The sequence below is a fragment of the Microbacterium sp. TW_SC_2 genome (genome assembly GCF_055361165.1).
Window position 1 is genome coordinate 148,185 of sequence record NZ_CM143952.1, and the last position, 17,721, is coordinate 165,905.

Below are 17,721 nucleotides of genomic sequence, written 5' to 3' on the forward strand. Positions count from 1 at the left end.
GAGCGGATGCGGCGAGTGGAGTCAGTACAGGTCGGTGCGGCGGTCGGCGAGGTACGGGTTCTCGCGGCGCGCGCGCCGGGTGGCCTCGGGATCGATCGTGGCGATCAGGAGTCCGGTGTCGGTGGGGCCGAGGGCGGCGAGGGTGACGCCGTCCGGGGAGACGATGCTGCTGCGGCCGACGTAGGTCAGCTCGCCTTCACCGCCGACGCGGTTGACGTACACGACGTGGATCTGGTTCTCCCAGGCGCGCACGGGGATCAGCCGTTCGGCGATGTGCGCGAACGGCTCCATCTGTGCGGTGGGGACGATCACGGCATCCGCTCCCTGCAGTGCGGCGGCGCGCACCGTCTCGGGGAACTCCACGTCGTAGCAGATGAGCACGGACAGGGTCACCGCGTCGATCGCGAAGGTGCTCGGCAGGCTCGCGCCCGCCACGAACAGGCTGCGGTCGAGGTCGCCGAACAGGTGCGTCTTGCGGTAGCGGAGCAGCTCGGCGCCGTCTCGGTCGATCACGACGAGCGAGTTCGTGATCCCGCCGTCGGGATGCTGTTCGGGAAGGCCGGCGATGAGGGCGATCCCGACCTCGGCCGCGATCGCGGCGACCCGATCGACCAGCTCCGGTGACGCGAGCTCGGCGAGCCGGGCGCCGATGTTGTAGCCCGTCACGAACATCTCGGGCGTCACGAGCACGCGGGCGCCCTGCTGCGCGGCGTCGCGGGCGGCAGCCGCGATGATCGCGAGGTTCGCGTCGACATCACCGGGGATGCCGGGGTGCTGCAGGCCGGCGATGGTCAGGGTCATGCGGGAGTCTCCCTCGGGTGCGTCGTTGCACCTATCAAACAGATCAATTTGATCTATTAGATGACCATTGTGTGTCGATCCTGTTTCCTCCGCAAGAGGGGGCGCGTCGGGAGCGGGTCAGCCGCGGAGGTCGCGGGCGCGCAGCGCGAAGGCCGATGCCGCCACGAACACGAGTGCCAGACCCCAGGTCAACGCCAGTCCGCCGAGGTCGACGCCCTCGGCCAGAGGTGGCCGGTGATACACCCAGGCGTAGGGCGACAATGCGGACAGCCACTCGAGGTCAGCCGACTGCCGGGAGAGCGCCTGGAGGATGTATCCGATCACCGCGATCCCGGCGCCCACTCCCGTCGCCCCGATGCGGCGGCCCGTCGCCGCGCCGGCGAGCAGGGCGGCGGCGGCCGTGAGGAACGCGAGTCCGGTCAGTGCGGCGCTCGCCCCCACGATGCGCCAGCCTTCGAGACCGAGGTCGGACGGTCCGTTCAGACCCCCGACGACGAGTCCTGCGACGATCCCCAGCCACACCAGCCGCACGAGCACGGCCAGGGCGGACTCGAGGGCGTACTGCGCGCGGCCGATGCCGTGCGCGAGGTCGAGCTCGGCGCGTCCGCTCTCCTCCGCGCCGGCGAGGGCCGCCGATCCCCAGATCACCGCGGCGATCGTGAACAGCAGGAAGCCGATGAGGCCGAAGAACGTGCTCTGCGCATAGCCGGCGCCCGTCGCGATCTGGTCGTATCCCAGGGTGTCGACGAGTTCCTTCGGCAAGGAGGAGATGATGGTCTCGAGTTGCCCGCCGCCCCCGAGACTCGGATACAGCGGCAGGTACAGGAACAGCACGGCGGTGATGCCGAGCGTCCAGCCGAGCAGGCTCCGCCACGATTCGCGCACGGAGCGCCGGAACACCGGCAGGATGCCGTTCATCGCTGCCCCTTTCTGTCGCGACGCGTTCGTCGGGTCGGGGAGGCGCTCAGGGATGCTGCGGCGTCGGTGGGATGCGCGGCGTCGGGATGCGCGGAGGCGGACTCCTCGCCGTAGAGCCGCAGCACCGACTCCTCCAGATCGGGCTCCTCGACGGTCAGGTCGCGCACCTCGAACGGGGCGAGCGCCTTCACGAACGGATCGATCGCGCCGTCGACGGTCGCCGCGAGGCGGAGGATGCCGTCGGCCTCCCGCAGTTCGAGACCGCTCAGCCCCGGCAGTTGCGCGAAGCGGGCGCGGGCGGCCGCGGCGTCCGTCGTCGCGATCCCGGCGCGCACCCGTCGGATCGACCCCAGTCGCAGGGACGAGACATCGCCGTCGGCCACGATGCGTCCGTTCGCGAGCACCGCGACCTCGTCGGCGGTCTGCTGGATCTCGCTGAGCACGTGCGAGCTGAGCAGCACGGTCTGGCCGGCTTCCCGCGCCTCGTGCACCATGCGCAGGAACTCGCGCTGGACGAGGGGGTCGAGTCCGCTGGTGGGCTCGTCGAGGATCAGCAGCTCCGGGCGGTGCATGAAGGCCTGGATGAGCCCGAGCTTCTGCTTGTTGCCCTTCGAGAGCGTGCGCACGGGACGCGTGAGGTCGACGCCCAGCCGCTCGGCGAGCACGTGCACGGCGCGGGGGTCGACCGGCCCCGACGCCTCCGCGTAGAAGGACAGCATCCGCTGACCGGAGAATCGTCCGTCCAGGTGCAGCTCGCCCGGCACGTAGCCGATGCGTCGACGCAGCGCCGCGCCGCCCTGCCGGGGGTCCTCGCCGAGCACCCGCGCGGTGCCGGAGGTCGGACGGATGATGTCGACCAGCGTGCGCAGCGTCGTGGTCTTGCCGGCGCCGTTCGGGCCGATCAGGCCGAACACGCTCCCCGGGGTCACGCGCAGATCGAGGCCGTGCAGCGCCGTGTGCCGGCCGTATCGCTTGGTCAATCCACGGATGTCGATGGCCGCGGGCTCGGTTCGTCGGTTCATGGCGCCTGCTCCTCTCGGGGGGCCGGCTCGGGGGCGGACCCGGGGGCCTCGTCGGTGTCGGCATCCGCGCCGGGGCCCCGGTCGCGGGCGAGGGCTTCGCGCGCCGCGACCAGCATCCGGTCGTCGGCGTACATGCCGTGCGTGAAGACCTCGAGCATGGGGAGGGTGGCGCGTTCCATCATGGCCACCGTGAGGCGTTCGCCCCCGAACGCGCGGGCGAACTGGCGACGCAGCATGACCGGGCCGAGGCCGTACAGCGTGAGCAGCACCGCGGAGGCCTCGGGATCGTCGCTGGGGCGCAGCATCCCGGCCGCGGTCTGCGCCGCCAGGGAGTCGCGGGTCGCCTGCAGCAGCAGGTCGAAGAGCGCGTCGGCGGAGGCCGAGTCGTCGACGAGCATGTGCGAGAGGTAGTCGATGTAGACCGCCTGGCTGCCGATCTCGTCGAGGGCGGCGCGCAGCAGGTCGGGGGCGGCCGACGACCCCAGGTCCTGCTTGTCGCGCAGCACCGCGTTCACGACGTGCTCGTCGCACGCGGCGCGGAGGCTCTCCTTGTCGCCGAAATGGTGCACGATCAGGGCGGGGCTCACCCCGGCCTCCCGAGCGATCTGGCGCAGGCTCACCCGGCCGAAGCCGTCGCGGGCGAAGGCGTCGATGGCGGCGTCGCGGATACGGGCCCGCCCGGTCAGGTCGTCGGATGCTGAACGCATGTACAGCATGCTAAACACCTGTTCGGTCGGCGTCAAGAGGGTCCGGCCCAGCGCGTACAGTGAACAGGTGCCGGAGTTCTCCTACAGTCATCTGCGCCGGTGGCCCGATGTCGAGGCCGAGAACCTGCAGGCGTTCGACGCGACGGATCTGCTGCTCGTCGACCGGGCGCGCGAGCTCGACGTCCCCGGGGCGGAGATCGCTGTGATCGGCGACGAGTACGGTGCGGTGACCCTGGCTCTCGCGGCCGCCGGTGTCCGCGGCATCCGCGTGCACCAGGACCTCGCCACCGGGCGACGGGCGCTGGAGCGCAACGCCCGGGAGCTCGGTGTTGCCGCGCCCGACGACTTCACCCCGCACGAGCTCGACGCCGACCTGCTCGCCGGCGCCCGGCTCGTGCTGCTGCAGCTGCCGAAGTCGCTCGCCGAGCTCGAGCAGATCGCCGACGCCGTGGCGCGGTACGCCGCACCCGACGTGGTGCTGGTCGCGGGAGGCCGCGTCAAGCACATGACCCTCGCGCAGAACGAGGTCCTCGCCGGTCGGTTCGGGCGCGTGCAGGCCGAACGGGCCGCCCGCAAGTCGCGGCTGATCGTCGCGGCGGACCGGCTGCCCGTGCCCGAGCAGCCGCCCTTCCCCGTGCTCGCGCAGCACGAGGGGTTCACGCTCGCGGCATTCGGCGGCGCCTTCGCGGGCGCCAGGATCGACATCGGCACCCGCGTGCTGCTGGAGGTGCTCGCCGATACGCGTCTGCACGCCGGAGACCGCGCCGCAGGGCCGACCGTCGTCGACCTGGGCTGCGGCACCGGGGCGCTCGCCGTGGCCTATGCCCTGGCGCACCCCGAGGCCCGGGTGATCGCGACCGATCGCTCGGCGGCGGCGGTGGCGTCGGCGCGCGCGACGGTGGCGGCGAACGGGCTCGCCCCGCGCATCACCGTGACCCACGACGACGCCGCGTCGGAGATCGCCCCCGCGAGCGCCGACGTCGTGCTGCTGAACCCGCCGTTCCACCTCGGCGCCAGTGTGCACACCGGTGCCGCGACGCGCCTGTTCGAGGCCGCGGCGCGGGTGCTGCGACCCGGCGGCGAGCTCTACACGGTGTTCAATTCCGCGCTCGGATACCGCGGCGAACTGAGCCGGTCGATCGGGGAGACCGTGCAGCTGCGCCGTACGCCCAAGTTCACCGTGACGCGGAGCATCCGTCGCGGCTGATCCGCCCGAGCGAGCGGGACATTGTCGCATCGACCCGCCGCGCTGACAATGATGAATCTGCTGTGCAATTCCCCGGTCAGACGACGATTCCCGACCGGCCCGCCGGCCCCGGATTTGCCCCTGACCGGGCATTTCGTTACGTTGGTCTGCGGGCCTTTCGGCCCGAAGACCAGTCCGCGGCCACGTCCTTCTTTCGATGAGCTGTGCTGCGAAGAGGCGTGGACGTACGGTCGATGCTCTCTGCGGTGGAACCGAATCCGCCGCCTGTGCCGCCACAGCAGTCATGTCGAACGGCCTCGTGAGTCTCACCCGGGCGTAACCGAAGCAGGCTCCGCCACCCGAAGGCGAGCCGCAGGGGAAACGTGTCCGAAATCGCACTTGAAGCGCGCAATCTGTACAAGGTGTTCGGGAAGAATCCGAACACCGCCGTCCGGCGGCTGAAGGCCGGTGAGAGCAGAGCCGAGATCTCCGACGCGGGAACCGCCGCCGTCATCGATGCGAGTTTCACCGTCAACCGCGGCGAGATCTTCGTGATCATGGGCCTCTCCGGCTCCGGCAAATCCACGATCATCCGCATGCTCAACGGGCTGCACGAGGCCTCCGACGGATCCGTCATCGTGAACGGCGACGCGATCACCGGCATCCCCGGTTCCCGGCTGCGCGAGATCCGCCGCGACCGCATCTCCATGGTCTTCCAGCACTTCGCCCTGCTGCCGCACCGCACGGTCGCCGCGAACGTCGCCTACCCGCTCGAGCTCAAGGGCATCGGCAAGGCCGAGCGCCTCGCCAAGGCCGAGGAGATCCTCACCCTGGTGGGCCTCGACGGCCAGGCGGACAAGCTCCCCTCCGAGCTGTCCGGCGGCATGCAGCAGCGCGTCGGCATCGCCCGCGCGCTCGCGGCCGACAGCGACATCCTGCTCATGGACGAGGCGTTCAGCGCGCTCGACCCGCTCATCCGCCGCGAGATGCAGGAGCAGCTGCTCGAGCTGCAGCAGAAGCTCCAGAAGACGATCGTCTTCATCACCCACGACCTCAACGAGGCGATGTTCCTCGGCGACCGCATCGCCGTGATGCGCGACGGCCGCATCGTGCAGATCGGCACGCCGGAAGACATCCTGACCGACCCGGCCAACGACTACGTCGAGCAGTTCGTGCAGGACGTCGACCGCGCCCGCGTGCTCACCGCCGCGAACGTCATGGAGCGCGCGCGCCCCGTCGTCGCCGACACCGCCGGCCCCCGCACGGCGCTCCGCCAGATGCGCGACGCCTACATGTCGGCCACGTACGTGACCGGCCGCGACCGCAAGCTGCTCGGCATCGTGACCGACCGCGATGCCGTCAAGCTCGTGCGCAACGGCACCTCCACGCTCCGCGGCGTCATCAAGCCCGTGCCGCAGAGCGTGAGCGAGGACGAGGTGCTCATGAACCTGTTCGTGCCCTCCGTCGAGTCGCCGCTGCCACTGGCCGTGACGGATGCCGAGGGGCGTCTGACCGGTGTGATCCCCCGTGTGACGCTGCTCGCCGCGCTGGGCCCCGGCCCCGGAGCGACCGGCGAGCTCACGTTGCCGCTGGTGCCCATGCCGCAGGCCGAGATCGATGCGGTGCTGGATGACGGATGGACCGCCGAACCGCCGGTCTCGACCACGAACACGGAAGAGGTGCGCTGATGGATGGTTTCCGCATTCCCCTGGGGACCTGGGTCGCCTCGGGCGTCGACTGGATCAAGCAGAACCTCGACGGTCTGCTCGATGTCGTGTCGTTCATCGTCACGTTCCTCGTCGACGGTCTCACGAGCGCCCTGCTCACCCCGCACTTCGCCGTGATCATCGTGATCGCGGCGCTCATCGCGTGGCTGGTCCGCTCGTGGCAGCTCGCGCTCGGCACGATCGTGTCGTTCGGCCTCGTCGTCGCCATGGATCTGTGGGTCCCGGCGATGCAGACGCTCGCGCTCGTGCTCGTCGCGGCCGTCGTCGCCGTGCTGATCGCCGTGCCCCTGGGCATCTGGTCGGCGCGCAACGCCACGGTCCGCGCCGTGCTCAAGCCCGTGCTCGACTTCATGCAGACGATGCCGGCCTTCGTGTACCTGATCCCGGCGATCGTGTTCTTCGGCATCGGGGTCGTCCCCGGTCTCGTCGCCACCGTGATCTTCGCGCTGCCTCCGGGCGTTCGACTGACCGAACTCGGCATCCGCGGCGTCGACTCCGAGACGGTCGAGGCCGGACACGCCTTCGGCGCCAAGCCGGGACAGATCCTGCGCGGCATCCAGCTGCCCCTCGCGATGCCGACCATCATGGCCGGCGTCAACCAGGTCATCATGCTCGCCCTGTCGATGGCGGTCATCGCCGGCATGGCGGGCGCCGACGGCCTCGGGAAGATGGTCGTCGAGGCGATCTCGACCATCAACATCCCCAAGGGCGTCGAGGCCGGTCTGGGCGTCGTGCTCATCGCCGTCTTCCTCGACCGCGTCACCGCGGCACTCGGCGCGGCGGGCCAGAACCCGTCGTCGCTGATCGCGATGATCTCGCGCCGCACCAAGCGCCGCGACGGCCACACGCCCGACGATCACGGCGATGCTTCCGCCGAGGCCGAGCGCATGAAGGCCTCGCCGCGACGGACCCCCGTCGCCGCCCAGTGACCCCCGAACTTCCCTGACGCACCAGTACGACACAGCACGCATCACCGCAGGGAACACCAGAACGACACCTATACGGAACCAGGAGAGACACACATGAAGAAGAACATCCTGACGATCACGGCGCTCGGCGTCGCGACCACCCTCGCCCTCGCCGGCTGCAGCGGAGACGGTGCCGGCGGCACGAACTCCGGTGGCGGCGACGCCGAGAGCAAGGGCACCATCACGCTCGGCTTCCTCCCCTCGTGGACCGACGGTCTGAGCACCGCGTACCTGCTGCAGGACCAGCTCGAGAAGATCGGCTACACGGTCGAGATGAAGACGCTGACCGAGGCGGGCCCCCTCTACACCGGCCTCGCCCAGGGCGATGTCGACATGTACCCGTCGGCCTGGCCCGAGCTCACGCACGCCGAGTACATGAAGACGTACGGCGACGACATCGAGGACATCGGCACCTACTACGACAACGCCAAGCTCACGCTCGCGGTGCCGGAGTACTCCGAGCTCACCTCGATCGAGGACCTCCAGGGCAAGGGCGCGGAGTTCGACGGCAAGATCATCGGCATCGAGCCGGGCGCCGGTCTCACCGCGCAGACCGAGAAGATGATCCCGGCGTACGGACTCGAGGGCGAGTACCAGCTCGTCACCTCGTCGACCGCGGCGATGCTCACCGAGCTCAAGACCGCCACCGACAAGCAGGAAGACCTCGTCGTGACGCTGTGGCGTCCGTTCTGGGCTAACGACGCCTTCGGCATGAAGGACCTCGAAGACCCCCAGGGCGCCATGGGCGAGGCCGAGGGACTGCACTTCCTCGGCACCAAGGGCTTCGCCGAGGAGTTCCCCGAGGCCGCTGAGCTGATCGAGAAGATCAAGCTCGACGACGAGCAGTACGGCGCGCTGGAAGACCTGGTCGTCAACGAGTACGGCGAGGGCAACGAAGCAGAGGCCGTCGACGCGTGGCTCGAGGAGTACGGCGACCAGTTCGACTGGGTCGCCACCAGCTGACCTCACGTCGCCCGCCCGGGGCTTGGGCGGACTTCTCTCCGATGGGCGGAGGATTCACTGCGAATCCTCCGCCCATCGGCGTTTTCACCTCCCGAACGGGATCAGGGAGCCGGGTCGGGGGAGGGGAAGGCGGGCTCAGCGCACCTTGCGGCGGTAGGCGAGCAGGGCGAACACGCAGCCCACGAGCAGGATGCCGAGGCACCAGGCGAGCGCGAGGCCGATGTCGGCGCCGACCGGTTCCCCCGCGAACAGCGCCTGGATCGTGTTCACGATCGAGGTCACCGGCTGGTTCTCGGCGAACCAGCGCACGGGACCCGGCATCGTGTCGGTGGGCACGAAGGCCGAGCTGATGAACGGCAGGAAGATGAGCGGGTACGAGAACGCGCTGGCGCCGTCGACCGTGCGGGCGGTGAGCCCGGCGATGATCGCGAGCCAGGTGAGCGCCAGCGTGAACAGCAGCAGGATGCCGATCACGGCGAGCCACGCGAGCGGACTCGCCCCGGTGCGGAAGCCCATCACGAACCCGACCGCGAAGATGATCACGAGCGTGACGCTGTTCGCCACGAGAGACGTCAGCACATGCGCCCACAGCACGCTCGACCGGGCGATCGGCATGGAGTGGAAGCGGTCGACGACCCCGCTCTGCAGGTCGGTGAACAGCCGGAACGCCGTGTACGCGATGCCCGAGGAGATCGCGATGAGCAGGATGCCGGGGAGCAGGTAGTTCACGTAGTTCTCGGTGCCGGTGCTCGTGCGCAGCGCCCCGCCGAAGACGTACACGAACAGCAGCATCAGGGCGATCGGGGTGACCGCTGTGGTGATGATGGTGTCGGGGCTGCGGAAGATGTGCCGCAGCGAGCGACCGGTGAGCGTCGCGGTGTCGGCGACGAGGTGCGTGCTCATGCGGCGGTCTCCTTTCCGGTTGCGGTGCCGGGGCGCGGTCCGACGAGGGAGAGGAAGATCTCCTCGAGCGTCGGCTGCTTCTCGACGTACTCGACGGTCGCGGCGGGGAGCAGCGTCTTCAGCTCGGCGAGCGTGCCGTCCGCGATGATGCGCCCCTCGTGCAGGATCGCGATGCGGTCGGCCAGGTGCTCCGCCTCGTCGAGGTACTGCGTGGTGAGCAGCACCGTGGTGCCGGTGTGCGCGAGCCGTGTCACGATGTCCCACACCTCCAGGCGGGCCTCGGGGTCGAGGCCCGTGGTCGGCTCGTCGAGGTAGATCACCTCGGGGTCGCCCACGAGGCTCATCGCGATGTCGAGCCGGCGGCGCATGCCTCCCGAGTAGGTGCCGGCTCTGCGGCCCCCGGCATCCGTCAGTCCCAGCATCGCCAGCAGCTCGTCGGCGATGCTCCCCGTGTCGGGCAGGTGTCGCAGCTTCGCGATGAGCACGAGGTTCTCGCGACCGGTCAGCAGCTCGTCCACCGCGGCGAACTGCCCGGTGAGGCTGATCCTCGCGCGCACTCCCCGAGGGTCGTCGGCGACATCGATCCCCTGCACGGCGGCTTCTCCGGCATCCGCCCGCACGAGCGTGGCGAGGATGCGCACCAGCGTGGTCTTGCCGGCCCCGTTCGAGCCCAGCAGGGCGACGATGCTGCCCGCCTCCACGTCGAGATCGACGCCGCGCAGCACGCGCAGGTCTCCGTACGCCTTCTCGATGCCGCGCACCCGGATGGCGGCGGTCATGATTCCCGCTCCGTCTTCCGGGCCTCGTCGACGGCCGCGATCAGGCGCGCGCGCTCCTTGTCGATCCACTGGTTCCCGCCGTACGCCTGCGCGTAGGTCTCGGCGAACTCGACGGGGTCGTCGCCGACGATCGCGCTGACCGGGGTGCCGTCGATCGCGGCGCGCTCCCACAGGTCGGCGAGGTCGAGGAACATCTGCACCAGCGTGTCACCGTCGGTGATACCGCCGTAGTACATCGAGTAGCGATGCTGGGCGTGGGCGACCTCGCGGTACGGCGCCGGCAGCGCATCCAGCCGCGCCATCGCCTGCTTGTACTGCTTCTTCTGCTCGAGTGATCCGGTGAGGGCTTCGATCCATTTCGCGGCCATGATCAGTTCTCCGTGCTCTCGGTCGTGTCGTGCGTGTCGTGTGCTGAGGAGTTCAGCCGGTCGATGCGTCCCGCGAGGAACGCCCAGGTGCTCCAGAACTCGTCGAGCTCGGCATGCCCCTGCGTGTTGAGCGTGTAGACCTTGCGCGGCGGACCCTTCTCGCTGGGGACCTTCTCGACGTCGACGAGGCTCTTCTGCTCGATGCGCACGAGGAGTGCGTAGATCGTGCCTTCGGCGATGTCGGTGAATCCGTGGTCGCGGATTCGCGCGGTGATCTCGTATCCGTAGGCCGGCTGCTCGGCGAGGAGGGCCAGGACGATGCCCTCCAGGGTGCCCTTGAGCATCTCGGTCATCTGCTTGCCCATGGGGCTCCTCCCGTGCGGTCGGTACTCAGTGTTGCTGGGTACCGGTACAAAGTAACACTGAGTACCGGTACGTGGCAACACCGAGTACCGAGGAGGCGTCGCGCATCCGCCGCGGGGCGGGTCGGGCGGCTAGTCGACGGCGGTGAGGTGCAGGAGCAGTGCCTGGCCGGGATTCAGCAGGGGCAGGGGAATTCCCTCGGTCAGGACCGCGCCGGTGCAGACGAGGTCATCCCCGGTCCGCAGCCAGGCGGGGTCGGCGACCTCGTGACGGCTCGCGGCGCCGACCTCCTCGCGCACGCGCACCCGGTACGAGACCTCCGGGTCGAGCCCCGGGATCGGCACCCGCGGCGTGCTCGCCGAGCTGGTCGTCTCCACGCGCACCCAGGCGAAGACGGCCTCGCTGCGGTCGGGGCGCACGATGCCGTGGAGGAGGGCGCCGGGGTCGACGTGGTCACCGCGCACCGTCACGCCCGTGTGCAGCAGGCCGCGCAACTCCCGGTAGAGGGCCGTCCACGCCGCGATCGCCGCGCGCTCCGCGGCGGTCGTGGCGGAGAGGTCCCACTCGAGTCCGGCGTGCCCGAACAGGGCGGTGACGGCGCGGAACGAGAAGTCGGCGTGCCGGTCCGTGGTGTGCGACTGCGTCGGACCGACGTGCGCACCGATGAGTTCGGGCGGGAGCAGGGTCTGCGTCCAGCGCTGGATCTGCTGGCGCTCGATCGGATCGTTGCAGTCGGACGCCCAGATGCGATCCGTGCGGGCCAGTACGCCGAGGTCGGCGCGCGCGCCCCCGCTGGCGCAGGATTCGATCTCCAGACGAGGATGCCGTCGCCGGAGCTCGTCCAGGAGTCGGTAGGAGCCGAGCGTGTGCGCGTGCACCCGGCGCGCGCCTCCCGCGCCCGCGGCGGCGTGCAGGTCGCGATTGTGGTCCCACTTCACGAAGTCCACGCCGTTCTCCGCGATGACCCGGTCGAGTCGCTCGAGGAGATAGGCCACGACGTCGTCGCGCGACAGGTCGAGGACGAACTGATGCCGCCATTCGAGCGACGACGATTCGCGCAGGAGCCAGTCCGGATGCTGTCGCGCCAGGTCGGAGTCGGGATTGACCATCTCGGGTTCGAACCAGAGCCCGAACTGCATGCCGAGCTCGTGCACGCGATCGGACAGGGGCTTCAGGCCGTCGGGCCAGACGTCGGCATCGACGTACCAGTCGCCGAGGCCGGCGTGATCGCCGCGCCGTCCGCGGAACCAGCCGTCGTCGAGCACGAACCGCTCGACGCCGAGCTCGGCCGCGGTCGTGGCGAGCCGGTCGAGGGTCTCCAGGTCGTGGTCGAAGTAGACGGCCTCCCACGTGTTCAGCAGCAGCGGGCGCGGCGTCCGCGGGTGGCCGGGGCGGGAGCGGATGGAGGCGTGCAGCCGCGCCGTGACCCCGTCGATCCCGTCCGCGCTCCAGGCGAAGACCACCTCCGGCGCGGCGTAGGTCTCGCCGGGCTGCAGCCGGATCTCCGCGGCATCCACCAGTTCGCCGCCGCCGAGGACGGCGCGGTGCACGCCCGCCCCCTCGGGCAGGCGTTCGACCCGCATCTCCTGGTTCCCGCTCCAGGCGACGTGCGCGGCCCAGATCTCGCCACTCCGGAAGCGGAAGCCCTCGGTGCCGGCGAGCGTGAGGAACGAGGAGTCGTGGCCGGGGCGTCCGCGACGTGACGAGCGCGTCCACGTGCCGTCCTGGATGGACAGGCGCTGGGGGTGGTGCTCGTGGGTCCACCGTCCGGTGAAGTCGAGGGTCTCGACGGCCCTGCCCGGCAGAGGGAGGAGGGAACGCACCGCGGTCACGTCGACGCGGCGCTCGGCGCTGATGTTCTGGATCGCGATCGAGGTGTGCAGGACACCGGCGTCGTCGAGCAGGTAGGAGAACGTCGCGTGCACGGTGGAGTCGGCGTCGGCGAGGACGAAGCGCGCGTGCGAGGAATCGGAATCCTCATCGACGAGCGAGAACCCGTCGATGGGCCGGGCGTCGTCGGTGGCCTCGAGGGCCGGGGTGCCCGACCATCCGTGCTCCCGTCCTGCGGCGACCGAGAACGACCGGGGGATGTCGAAGGAGCTGTTCATGACGGCAGGACTCGCGGTGGCCAGCAGGCCGGGCACATCCGCATCGCGCAGGGCGGCGCCCCAGTGCACGATGCAGGGCACGCCGAAGGAATCGGGTGCGAGCAGGAGGCTCACGCCGCCGTTCCGCAGGTGCACGATCGAGGCGGCCGCACCTTTCCGAGCATCCCGATCCTGAATACTTGACGTCATGAATTAATGATGCGTACTCTCGTCGAAGACCGCAACCCGAAGGATCGTTCGTCGCGTTCCGTGGTCCGAAAGGCTGACTCCGTGAATCGCATACCGGTCACCTCGCCCGCCTCGGTGGCGGTCTTCCGTCGCATCCTGACGCATGGGCCGCTGGGTCGCGTGGACATCTCGCGTGCCACCGGCCTGTCGCAGGCGGCGGTGACGAAGGCGGTCACCCCGCTCCTCGGCGCGGGGTTCGTCGTCGAGACGGAGGAGCGTGCCGCGCCCTCCATCGGCCGCCCGGTGAGTCCGCTCGCGGTCGCCCGCGACCGCGCGCACATCATCGGCGTCAAGGTGACGGCGGAGCGCACGTACGGCGTGCTCACCGACCTGGGCGCGACGGTGCTCGCGCGCACCGACGAGCTCAACGCCTCCGCCGCCGTCGACGACGTGGTGCACGCGGTCGGTCTCGTCGTCGACACGCTCCGCTCGGGGTCGACGGCCACCGTCGACGGGATCGGCGTCGCCGTCTCGGGCGACGTGGATCGTGAGTCCGGCATCGTCCGCGACTCGCCCCTGCTCGGCTGGCGGGGCGTGCCGCTCGTGAGCATCCTCGAGGAGTCCCTCGGCATCCCGACGATCCTCGAGAACGACGTGCGGGCGCTCACCACCACGGAGGTGCTGTTCGGATCGGGGCGCGACGCCGACTCCTTCGCGGTGATCACCATCGGCACCGGCATCGGCTGCGGGCTCTACCTCAACGGCAGGATCGTGCAGGGGGCGCACGGCGTCTCGGGAGAGATCGGCCATCTGCCGCTCGCGCCGAGGGATGCGCTGTGCAGCTGCGGGCGACGCGGATGCGTCGAGGCCGTCGCGTCGACCGCGGCCATCCTGACCGACGTGCGAGCGGGCCACGCCGACGCCTCGCTCACGATCGAGGACGCATTCACGCTCGCGCACGCCGACGACCCCTTCGCACGGGCCGCGTTCGAGCAGGCGGGCGGCGTGATCGGCGCCGCGCTCGCCGCTCTCGTCAACCTCACCGGTCCCGAGCTGGTCGTCATCGCCGGAGAGAACGTCACCGAATACGGACTCTACGAGGAGCGGTTGCGGGAGACCTTCGCCGAGCACGCTTTCGGTGCGGCCGGCGACTGCACGATCGTGCTGCGGCCGCACGTGTTCGACGACTGGGCGCGCGGCGCCGCCGCGTGCGTGATCGAGGTGATCGCGGGCGGTATCGCCGCGCACGGGTGATCCGCGCGCGGCTTCCGGCCGACCGTCAGCCGGCGAGCACCGCGAGCACGTTCCCGGCGGGATCCCGGAACCAGGCGATGTCGGGTCCTTCACCGGGCGTGCCGTGCGAGATGCCCTTGGCATCGGTGCCGTGGTCGGGGTCGGTGTAGATCTTCGTCACCACGCCGCGGGCATTGAGCTCGTCGACCGCGGCCTCGACGTCGTCGACCGGGAAGTTCAGGATGGTGAAGCTGGCGGGCGTGTGGTCGGGCTTGGGATAGATGAAGATCGTCCCGCCGTCGGACAGGGTGATCTGGAGGAAGCCCATGGCATTGTCGGCGACGTCCATCCCGAGGGTGTCGCCGTAGAAGGAGCGGGCGGCGTCGATCGAGTCGACGCTGAATCCGCTGAACGCGTGTGTGGTCTGGAATGCGGTCATGGGATCAGCATGCGCCCGCCCGGGCGACGTGTCCAGATGCTGATCCGCGACAGGGTCTTTACGGGGGAGCGGATCTCGGCTGGACTGGGCGGATGCGATCTGAACGACCGATGCCGGGCAATCCCTGGCCGCACGACATGACGCTGACCGTCGACGATCGGCCGACCTTCCTCCTCGAACTGCTCTGGCTGCGCGAGGCGCACGACCTCCGCCCAGCCGGTGACGACCTGCCTCCGTTGCTGCGGGAGACGCCCGCGCCGGCAGGCAATCCCGTCGATGACGCCGTTCGCGCGCAGTGGGAGGGTGCGTGGGCGCGGGTGTGGGGCGCGGTCGTGGCCCATGCCGGGAAGGAGCCTGATCCGCGACTGTTCGAGCAGCTCCTCCAGACCCCCGACGGCTCTCCGGAGCGACAGTCGATGCTGGACGACATGGTGGGGCCGACGTGGGAGGACGAGTTCGGGCGGGGCGTCTTCGCCGACCCGTCGTACCTGGTCTGGGAGCAGGACGGGGTCGATGCGCACATCGCCACGCGGCGTGAGGTGCTCGAGAACAGCCCGGAGCGCCGCGACCTCGAGGCGCTCATCCCCGCCTGGCGTGCCGGTCTGACCAAGGTCGTGACGATTCCCTGTCGAGGCGACCACCATCGCAGAGTCGGGGACAACGCCCTGCTCGTCACCGACGAGGCCCGGGCCGACAGCGCACGGTACCGGCGGGCCCTGGCCGCGTTCGTCTGATCCGCCGCGGCTCCCGCGGGTGTGCACCCCGCGCCCCCGCCGGATGCGAAAGACTGGTGTCATGACTTCCGCGCTTCTCGACACCCTCTTCGCCCGTATCGTCGACAGCGGACTCCTCGATGAACCGGTCGTCGAGAACGGCCTCGTCTACGGGCGCGCCGGCATCGACGCCGCCGGAACGGTGGTGACCGTCAACGTCGACCCCGAGCTGGAGGACGACGACGACACGCTCGACGTCGAGGCGCTGATCGAGGCCATCGCACGCATCCTCTCGGTCTCCGAGTCCCGCTGGCGGGCGGTGATCGACGAGGTCGCCGACGACATCGACGACGCGGTCGACGACGAGCCCGTGATCGAGCAGATCGACCTGCGGGACGACCTCGAGGCGACCTCGGTCGTCGTGTTCGCGGATGCCGTCCTCCTCGCGTTCGACGCACCGAAGCAGTTCCCCGACTCGCGCATCCTCGTGCAGCTGGACGACGAGCTCGAGATCGCCAACATCGAGGTCAGAGACCGGGACTCCTCCGTTCCGCAGTGATCCGCCCGAGGTCCCCGTCCGGTCGCACGGTCACGCGTGCCATCCGCGTCGTCATTCCTCGGGTCGCGGCGCAGCGCGCAGAGCGACGATGCGTCGGGCCTCGACGACAGCGGCGTCGAAGTCGTCGTCGGGATTCTCCAGCAGATGCGTGGTCGCGACCGCATGGATCCGCACCTGCGGATCGGGATAGGTCGATGCCCTCTCCGCGGCGGGGGCAGCGGGCGCGCCGAGCATCACGAATGCGCGGCTGAGGCCGGCCTGCAGGGCGCGGTCGCCGCGGGCGAACTGCGTGGCGAGGATCTCGGCGAGTCGACTCTTCTCCTCGTCGGGGGCGAGGCCGGCGGCCGTGCGCCACGCGACGCGCGCGACCTCGGTGTCGTCGTCGGTCAGCAGGGAGGTCGTGATCGCCGGCCAGGCGCGCGCATCGCCGATCTTCGACAGCGAGTGCAGCGCCTGACTGCGGGCCTGCGCCGTGGTCGAGCCGAGCTCCGGCAGCAACAGATCCACCGTGATGTCGGGGTCATGGCGGGTGAGTGCCCACGTGAGCGTGTCGCGGACGGAGAAGTCCGGCTCGATGCGGCACTGCGCGATCAGCACCGGGACATACTCGGAGCGCGGGTGGGTGCCGGCGGTGAGGGCGGCCTGGAGGCGCGTGGATGCGGACGGCGACTGCAGGGCGACCTTGAACAGTCGCGCGGCGTCGGATTCGGCTTCCCTGTCGGTCATAGCCACTCCTTGTACCGGAACACCCCGAAGAGCGCGACCGCGAACGTCACCATCGCGCCGATCGCCATCGGGTAGCCGAAGGCCCAGTGCAGCTCGGGCATCACGTCGAAGTTCATGCCGTAGACCGTGCCGACCAGGGTCGGTGCGAATATGATCGCCGCCCACGAGGAGATCTTCTTGATCTCGTCGTTCTGCGCCAGCCCCGCCTCGGTCTGCCGTCGGGCGACCAGGGCGGAGTGCACGGTGAGCGCGTTCTCGAGGATCGCGCGGAACGAGTCGACGCGCTCGTTCACGCGGATGGTGTGGTCGAGCACGTCGCGCAGAGAGCGCTGCAGCTCCTCGTCGATGCGGTACTTGAGCGACCCGCGACGCAGCCACTCCAGCATCCCGGTGAGCGGGTGCACCGCGCGCTGGAAGTTGATGACCTCGCGCGAGAGCTCGTAGATGCGCCGGGAGAGGGCATCGTCGTCGCTGTCGCCGAAGAGCTGGTCCTCGATCTCGTCGATGTCGTTCAGCAGTCCGGCCACGATCGGCTCGTAGCCGTCGACCACCTCGTCGAGGATCGCGTAGAGCACGGCCTCCGGCCCCATCGCGAGCAGCTCCGGGTTCGCCTCCATGCGCCGGCGCACGGAGGCGAGATTCGGCGACTCGGCGTGCCGGATCGTGATCACGAAGTCAGGGCCCACGAAGAGGTGCAGCTCGCCGAACTCGATCGACTCCTGCTCGTCCCGGTACCGCGCCGGCCGCAGCACGGCGAACAGCGTGTCGCCGTAGCGCTCGACCTTGGAGCGCTGGTGACCCGAGAGGGCATCCTCGACGGCGAGCGGATGCAGGTCGAACTCGTGCGCGACCGAGGCGACCTCCTGCGGGCTCGGGCGGTACAGGCCGATCCACGCGATGCCACCCAGCGCGCCGAGGGCACGTGAGGTCTCGTCGAGGTTCTGCAGGGTAGGGTCTCCACGCGGCGTCCGTGGACGTAGACGCCGTTGTCGATGAGGGCCATGAGTGGCTCCGTTCTCGCTGGTGCACACGACCGGAGTCAGGTCGGATGCACGGGGTTCGTCAGGGGG

At 70.0% G+C, this 17,721-nt stretch carries 18 protein-coding genes and 1 pseudogene; 7 read left to right on the top strand and 12 right to left on the bottom strand.

Annotated features, from left to right (window positions below; all coding sequences use genetic code 11):
• Positions 1-21 precede the first annotated feature (21 nt).
• From ACWA14_RS00765 to ACWA14_RS00780, 4 genes are all read right to left on the bottom strand, one after another.
• Positions 22-801: a carbon-nitrogen hydrolase family protein gene (locus tag ACWA14_RS00765; protein WP_463795537.1), complete on the bottom strand. Its 780-nt coding sequence runs from the start codon at positions 799-801 to the stop codon at positions 22-24.
• 117 nt (positions 802-918) lie between these two features.
• On the bottom strand, positions 919-1,719 hold the full coding sequence (locus ACWA14_RS00770; RefSeq protein WP_463795538.1) for an ABC transporter permease subunit: 801 nt from the start codon (positions 1,717-1,719) through the stop codon (positions 919-921).
• Complete coding sequence (locus ACWA14_RS00775; protein ID WP_463795539.1) at positions 1,716-2,741, bottom strand: ABC transporter ATP-binding protein; 1,026 nt, start codon at positions 2,739-2,741, stop codon at positions 1,716-1,718. Before ACWA14_RS00775 ends, ACWA14_RS00770 begins: the two co-directional genes overlap by 4 nt.
• Entirely contained in the window at positions 2,738-3,448 is a 711-nt protein-coding gene (locus tag ACWA14_RS00780) for a TetR/AcrR family transcriptional regulator (RefSeq protein WP_463795540.1), read from the bottom strand. Before ACWA14_RS00780 ends, ACWA14_RS00775 begins: the two co-directional genes overlap by 4 nt.
• Positions 3,449-3,515: 67 nt before the next feature.
• Between ACWA14_RS00780 and ACWA14_RS00785 the strand changes: the two genes are divergently transcribed.
• The 4 genes from ACWA14_RS00785 to ACWA14_RS00800 all read left to right on the top strand — a co-directional run bounded on the left by ACWA14_RS00785 (position 3,516) and on the right by ACWA14_RS00800 (position 8,292).
• Entirely contained in the window at positions 3,516-4,655 is a 1,140-nt protein-coding gene (locus ACWA14_RS00785) for a class I SAM-dependent methyltransferase (RefSeq protein ID WP_463795541.1), read from the top strand.
• A gap of 362 nt (positions 4,656-5,017) precedes the next feature.
• Entirely contained in the window at positions 5,018-6,322 is a 1,305-nt protein-coding gene (locus ACWA14_RS00790; protein WP_463795542.1) for a quaternary amine ABC transporter ATP-binding protein, read from the top strand.
• Positions 6,322-7,290, top strand: a complete 969-nt coding sequence (locus tag ACWA14_RS00795; RefSeq protein ID WP_463795543.1) for an ABC transporter permease — start codon at positions 6,322-6,324, stop codon at positions 7,288-7,290. The genes ACWA14_RS00790 and ACWA14_RS00795 overlap by 1 nt, the downstream gene beginning before the upstream one ends.
• Positions 7,291-7,383: 93 nt before the next feature.
• Positions 7,384-8,292 carry a glycine betaine ABC transporter substrate-binding protein gene (locus tag ACWA14_RS00800; protein ID WP_463795544.1) on the top strand — a complete coding sequence of 303 codons (909 nt, stop codon included), beginning with the start codon at positions 7,384-7,386 and terminating at the stop codon, positions 8,290-8,292.
• 135 nt (positions 8,293-8,427) lie between these two features.
• Here ACWA14_RS00800 and ACWA14_RS00805 read toward each other — a convergent pair whose 3' ends face one another.
• The 5 genes from ACWA14_RS00805 to ACWA14_RS00825 all read right to left on the bottom strand — a co-directional run bounded on the left by ACWA14_RS00805 (position 8,428) and on the right by ACWA14_RS00825 (position 13,002).
• Positions 8,428-9,195 carry an ABC transporter permease gene (locus tag ACWA14_RS00805; RefSeq protein ID WP_463795545.1) on the bottom strand — a complete coding sequence of 256 codons (768 nt, stop codon included), beginning with the start codon at positions 9,193-9,195 and terminating at the stop codon, positions 8,428-8,430.
• Positions 9,192-9,977, bottom strand: coding sequence for an ABC transporter ATP-binding protein (locus tag ACWA14_RS00810; RefSeq protein WP_463797469.1), 786 nt, complete (start codon positions 9,975-9,977; stop codon positions 9,192-9,194). The genes ACWA14_RS00805 and ACWA14_RS00810 overlap by 4 nt, the downstream gene beginning before the upstream one ends.
• Positions 9,971-10,342 carry a DUF1048 domain-containing protein gene (locus tag ACWA14_RS00815; RefSeq protein WP_463795546.1) on the bottom strand — a complete coding sequence of 124 codons (372 nt, stop codon included), beginning with the start codon at positions 10,340-10,342 and terminating at the stop codon, positions 9,971-9,973. The genes ACWA14_RS00810 and ACWA14_RS00815 overlap by 7 nt, the downstream gene beginning before the upstream one ends.
• A gap of 2 nt (positions 10,343-10,344) precedes the next feature.
• On the bottom strand, positions 10,345-10,707 hold the full coding sequence (locus ACWA14_RS00820; protein ID WP_463795547.1) for a PadR family transcriptional regulator: 363 nt from the start codon (positions 10,705-10,707) through the stop codon (positions 10,345-10,347).
• Between the two features lie 129 nt (positions 10,708-10,836).
• Positions 10,837-13,002 (bottom strand): alpha-galactosidase, encoded by a 2,166-nt coding sequence (locus ACWA14_RS00825; protein WP_463795548.1) that lies wholly within the window; start codon positions 13,000-13,002, stop codon positions 10,837-10,839.
• A gap of 81 nt (positions 13,003-13,083) precedes the next feature.
• Here ACWA14_RS00825 and ACWA14_RS00830 point away from each other — a divergent pair, with 81 nt between their 5' ends.
• Positions 13,084-14,235 carry an ROK family transcriptional regulator gene (locus tag ACWA14_RS00830; RefSeq protein ID WP_463795549.1) on the top strand — a complete coding sequence of 384 codons (1,152 nt, stop codon included), beginning with the start codon at positions 13,084-13,086 and terminating at the stop codon, positions 14,233-14,235.
• A gap of 25 nt (positions 14,236-14,260) precedes the next feature.
• Here the strand turns inward: ACWA14_RS00830 and ACWA14_RS00835 are convergent, their stop codons facing one another.
• On the bottom strand, positions 14,261-14,653 hold the full coding sequence (locus tag ACWA14_RS00835; RefSeq protein WP_463795550.1) for a VOC family protein: 393 nt from the start codon (positions 14,651-14,653) through the stop codon (positions 14,261-14,263).
• A 92-nt stretch (positions 14,654-14,745) separates the two neighbouring features.
• Here ACWA14_RS00835 and ACWA14_RS00840 point away from each other — a divergent pair, with 92 nt between their 5' ends.
• Positions 14,746-15,387 (top strand): hypothetical protein, encoded by a 642-nt coding sequence (locus ACWA14_RS00840; protein WP_463795551.1) that lies wholly within the window; start codon positions 14,746-14,748, stop codon positions 15,385-15,387.
• Positions 15,388-15,448: 61 nt separating this feature from the next.
• Entirely contained in the window at positions 15,449-15,925 is a 477-nt protein-coding gene (locus ACWA14_RS00845; protein ID WP_463795552.1) for a cytochrome C5, read from the top strand.
• A 51-nt stretch (positions 15,926-15,976) separates the two neighbouring features.
• Here ACWA14_RS00845 and ACWA14_RS00850 read toward each other — a convergent pair whose 3' ends face one another.
• Both ACWA14_RS00850 and ACWA14_RS00855 read right to left on the bottom strand, forming a co-directional pair.
• On the bottom strand, positions 15,977-16,651 hold the full coding sequence (locus ACWA14_RS00850; protein WP_463795553.1) for a HEAT repeat domain-containing protein: 675 nt from the start codon (positions 16,649-16,651) through the stop codon (positions 15,977-15,979).
• Positions 16,648-17,654, bottom strand: a pseudogene (locus ACWA14_RS00855) (magnesium and cobalt transport protein CorA). The gene ACWA14_RS00850 and the pseudogene ACWA14_RS00855 overlap by 4 nt, the downstream one beginning before the upstream one ends.
• Positions 17,655-17,721: the final 67 nt, after the last annotated feature.

What these genes read in the sequence shown, in the direction of transcription:
- ACWA14_RS00800 (WP_463795544.1), top strand. Translation starts at nt 7,384, where the DNA reads ATGAAGAAGAACATCCTGACGATCACGGCGCTCGGCGTCGCGACCACC.
- ACWA14_RS00845 (WP_463795552.1), top strand. Translation starts at nt 15,449, where the DNA reads ATGACTTCCGCGCTTCTCGACACCCTCTTCGCCCGTATCGTCGACAGC.
- ACWA14_RS00840 (WP_463795551.1), top strand. Translation starts at nt 14,746, where the DNA reads ATGCGATCTGAACGACCGATGCCGGGCAATCCCTGGCCGCACGACATG.
- ACWA14_RS00820 (WP_463795547.1), bottom strand. Translation starts at nt 10,707, where the DNA reads ATGGGCAAGCAGATGACCGAGATGCTCAAGGGCACCCTGGAGGGCATC.
- ACWA14_RS00850 (WP_463795553.1), bottom strand. Translation starts at nt 16,651, where the DNA reads ATGACCGACAGGGAAGCCGAATCCGACGCCGCGCGACTGTTCAAGGTC.
- ACWA14_RS00805 (WP_463795545.1), bottom strand. Translation starts at nt 9,195, where the DNA reads ATGAGCACGCACCTCGTCGCCGACACCGCGACGCTCACCGGTCGCTCG.
- ACWA14_RS00780 (WP_463795540.1), bottom strand. Translation starts at nt 3,448, where the DNA reads ATGCGTTCAGCATCCGACGACCTGACCGGGCGGGCCCGTATCCGCGAC.
- ACWA14_RS00825 (WP_463795548.1), bottom strand. Translation starts at nt 13,002, where the DNA reads ATGACGTCAAGTATTCAGGATCGGGATGCTCGGAAAGGTGCGGCCGCC.
- ACWA14_RS00835 (WP_463795550.1), bottom strand. Translation starts at nt 14,653, where the DNA reads ATGACCGCATTCCAGACCACACACGCGTTCAGCGGATTCAGCGTCGAC.
- ACWA14_RS00775 (WP_463795539.1), bottom strand. Translation starts at nt 2,741, where the DNA reads ATGAACCGACGAACCGAGCCCGCGGCCATCGACATCCGTGGATTGACC.
- ACWA14_RS00770 (WP_463795538.1), bottom strand. Translation starts at nt 1,719, where the DNA reads ATGAACGGCATCCTGCCGGTGTTCCGGCGCTCCGTGCGCGAATCGTGG.
- ACWA14_RS00765 (WP_463795537.1), bottom strand. Translation starts at nt 801, where the DNA reads ATGACCCTGACCATCGCCGGCCTGCAGCACCCCGGCATCCCCGGTGAT.
- ACWA14_RS00795 (WP_463795543.1), top strand. Translation starts at nt 6,322, where the DNA reads ATGGATGGTTTCCGCATTCCCCTGGGGACCTGGGTCGCCTCGGGCGTC.
- ACWA14_RS00815 (WP_463795546.1), bottom strand. Translation starts at nt 10,342, where the DNA reads ATGGCCGCGAAATGGATCGAAGCCCTCACCGGATCACTCGAGCAGAAG.